At 30.3% G+C, this 3,483-nt stretch carries 3 protein-coding genes and 3 pseudogenes; 4 read left to right on the top strand and 2 right to left on the bottom strand.

Features of this window, described 5'->3' with window-relative positions:
• From OCHUTO_RS06090 to OCHUTO_RS06710, 3 genes and pseudogenes are all read left to right on the top strand, one after another.
• Positions 1–187, top strand: a pseudogene (locus tag OCHUTO_RS06090) (sensor histidine kinase); the annotation flags it as partial.
• A 14-nt stretch (positions 188–201) separates the two neighbouring features.
• Positions 202–870, top strand: a complete 669-nt coding sequence (locus tag OCHUTO_RS04965; RefSeq protein WP_052694668.1) for a sensor histidine kinase — start codon at positions 202–204, stop codon at positions 868–870.
• A 208-nt stretch (positions 871–1,078) separates the two neighbouring features.
• Entirely contained in the window at positions 1,079–1,219 is a 141-nt protein-coding gene (locus tag OCHUTO_RS06710) for a hypothetical protein (RefSeq protein ID WP_232297010.1), read from the top strand.
• 270 nt (positions 1,220–1,489) lie between these two features.
• Here the strand turns inward: OCHUTO_RS06710 and OCHUTO_RS04675 are convergent, their stop codons facing one another.
• On the bottom strand, positions 1,490–2,044 hold the full coding sequence (locus OCHUTO_RS04675; protein WP_045797618.1) for a hypothetical protein: 555 nt from the start codon (positions 2,042–2,044) through the stop codon (positions 1,490–1,492).
• A gap of 161 nt (positions 2,045–2,205) precedes the next feature.
• Positions 2,206–2,600 (bottom strand): annotated as a pseudogene (locus tag OCHUTO_RS04670) (conjugal transfer protein TraD).
• A gap of 135 nt (positions 2,601–2,735) precedes the next feature.
• Here OCHUTO_RS04670 and OCHUTO_RS04665 point away from each other — a divergent pair.
• Positions 2,736–3,240, top strand: a pseudogene (locus tag OCHUTO_RS04665) (HD domain-containing protein).
• Positions 3,241–3,483: the final 243 nt, after the last annotated feature.

Genomic DNA, 3,483 nt, shown 5'->3' with positions numbered 1-3,483 from the left:
GTATCCTAAAGAAAAATTACAAAGAATAAATGCTGAACTAGAGAATCAAGATTTAACAATACATCAAGAACTAGGAGAAGGATTAGCGTTTATCAAACATCTTACACTTCAGATGAAAGGAAGTTTAAGAGTAGCTGAACAGAGTAATTATATAACATTTTCATTTGAGGTGCCAATTCAATTATAAATTAGGAAGCAACTATGAAAAACGAAAAGTATCAAAAAAATGTACAATTATTACTTCAATATTTAGTAGAAGGAGACTTTCCAAACCTTACAAAACAAATACTAAGACTAAAATTAAGTGTAATAGGTTTATTTAAAATAATTCAAAAAGAGTCTCTTGATTGCAAGATAATCAAGAGCACTCTATACAAGCTTATAAGGGAATATCAGATGTTATTCCTATCCACATCCCATGAAAAAATTTATTTAAATAATCTATTAGAAAAAGCAATTGCTGATGTAAGGAACAATGAATCAAAGTTCTCTGTTACAACTGATTATGACTATGAAAAAATTTGTATGATTGGATATAGGCATGAAATACAGCAAATACTAACTCAACTGCTTGATAACGCAAATAAATTTGGAAAAGAAGACAAAAAAGTATTGATTAAAGTTGAATTACTAAATCCAGAAATACAGGACAAAACACTGCAACTCACAATTCATGATAATGGCAAAGGTGTAGAAGAAAAAATAAATAGTGCCATTAAGGATTGGAATCAAGATAACATATTAGGATTAGGACTAACCTTTGTTAAGCTAATCCTTCAAGAAATAAAAGGAGAAATTACATACAATAGCCACAGAAGTTATATTCGTGTACCGATATATGCTCAATACCTTAGCATTTTCAATCATTAGGGGTGATATATGGAAAAAGCATTTAATATAGAAACAGAGATGCAGATTATTCAATCTGCAATGAATACAATGGCGAGATAAAAGGAATAAAACTTAGCTGCGATTATTTAAGCACAATAAAGGAAGTTATAGGTGATAATTAAGAATACAGACAGTACTTACGATTAATTAGTAATGCTATAAGATTTATGAGATAACTTTATTTCCAATGACAACCAAACAAAGAAGGCTAGAAGTTTTTGTTAATGATACAGAACTAGGCATGCCAGAAACTAAAGTAGCTCTGATAAATAAAGAATTTCAAAAGACCTGCATTTTGAAGAAGCGTTTACACTTGGGTTTAGAATGAAACTTGTAAGGCAATTTATACAGGAAATGAATGGAGAAATTATACTAGAAAGCAAAGAAAATAAATACACAAGCTTTCAATTCAATATTCCATTAAAACTCGTCAAGCCTTTAGTATGATTCTATTGAATAAGCTAACAATATTATACGCATCCATATGATAATTGAAACAGAGCAAGAATTTACACCTCTTGCTCGATACCTTAAACTATTAGAGATGAGCTAAGTGGATATTGTTTCTATGATTAAAATAATAGCCTCAAACAACCTACTATTCATAGCTTACAATAGCAAGTCCTAATTCAGAAGCAAACTCTCTCTGAAAACCATCAACATCGTTAAAAATATTGATATTATTACTATAATAACTGATTCTATCATCTTGAGTAAATGTTTGTATTTGCTCAGTTACATCTTCAGCAAGATTGTTAGACACAACAGTTAGACTCTTATTTTCGAATGATTTTGCTTGTGGTGGATCAATATATTCTTTATCATGCTTCACAACTATACCCATTAGCTGATTATAGTTAAATTCCTCTACAGTATATAATGTATTATCTCTTTCTTGAGGGCGGTGGTTAAGGTATTCCAATACTATGCTTTTACCACTTAACATATAGTAGTTAACTGATTGCCCCCGAGTGCGATGACTATTTGATATTTGAGTATACATGTTAAAATATGTATCATCATCCCATCCAATCAGGATTAAAGTATTATTACCACATTTTTTCGATATAAAACTATCAGCTAATCTCACTATCTCGGCTGAATTATTTCTATTAGATGGTGTACTTAATTGTTGGCTTGAAACACTATACATAAACTTCCCTTTAAATTAATTAACTTCACTTATTATATAGTAAGTTGATTATATTTGGATTGTCAAGTATATTCAATAATGAATAAAATTAAAAACAACTAATTAAAGAGCAAGCAATATTATTATATATAACCTTCTTATTTGATAAATACTCTTAAAACCTAAGATACCTGAGATACAATCTCAAGCTCATATTGAATATGGAGTAGGCCGTGCTTTAAGGAGTGCTTTGACATGGCCATTCCATTCATTACGGTAGCAGTTTAAGCCATGCATTCTAATGTGCTTCTTAGTGTTTTCATCTGGTTCAGAGAAAAATTTTAAAATCACAGTGGCTTTGTTTTTTTGCTCCTTATCAAAAATATCTTACCAATTTTAGTCCAATGATCTTGAACAGTTGGATGTTGGTTAAAGTATCCTTTAGATAAATAAAAGCACCAAATAGACTGTTAGTAGGTAAATGATCTATTTTAGCTTTAACAGCTAAACCACCAATTTCTATAAGACAACGAGTACGCATTCTACGCTCTTTATCTTTTAAACTGAGTTCTTCCATTGTAATTTTAGCATTTTTTTGCTGAAGACTAAGTTTCTGCTGAAAAAGTTTAATTAGCACCTTTCCAAGATTTTATCTGAGATTAGAGTATATTGATGGTATAGGTATAATTTATTAAAGCTAGAGATGAAAAAAATGTTATGTTACTACAGTGAGAGCTTACTAATAAGCTGTTTATGTTCAATGTGAGATTAATACAAAAATTGATCTCGATAATGTTGAAAAAGCTTTTGCTAAGGAATATCATGGACAGCAAGATACAGGAGAACCTACGCATCCATTGGAAGTAGCATGTATGGTAGCAGACTATAGCTTTGAAACTGACACCATTATTACAGCAATATTACATGAACTATCGAAGATACAAGTCTTACACAAGAAGATATTGCTGAGGCATTTAGTAAAAAATTGCAGAACAGGTTTCTGATCTTACTAGAATTAGTGTAACAAAAAAATTAGTTCTAGGCAAATGATTAAAACATTGCGTCTGCAAAATAAAAAAGATTTGTTATTAATTAGCGACCGCTTACATAATATTAAAACTGTATCAATAAAACCTTATGATAAAAGACAAAGAATAGTCATTGAAACTGAGCAAGAATTTGTACCTCTTGCTCGATACCTTAAACTATCAGGCTGATGAGCTAAGTGGATACTGTTTCTTTCATACTAAATTTTCAGATACAAATTCAATTCATGAGTGCTGGTTCAAAAGAACTTTTAAATCAAGATAGTTCTTAAAAAACAGCATTTGCTTACCTTGAATACCTATAGGATCACAACTAGATCCTATATACTTTTTAATTTGAGCCTAATATGTCTGAGGCAACTTCTTCATTATTACAATCCTCTGCTGCTTCTTGATGTTGTCCTAATTGCAAAG

It is taken from the genome of Orientia chuto str. Dubai (genome assembly GCF_000964595.1).
Taxonomy (GTDB): domain Bacteria; phylum Pseudomonadota; class Alphaproteobacteria; order Rickettsiales; family Rickettsiaceae; genus Orientia; species Orientia mediorientalis.
The sequence above is the reverse complement of the archived record's forward strand: the minus strand, read 5'-3'. Positions and strand labels throughout refer to the sequence as shown.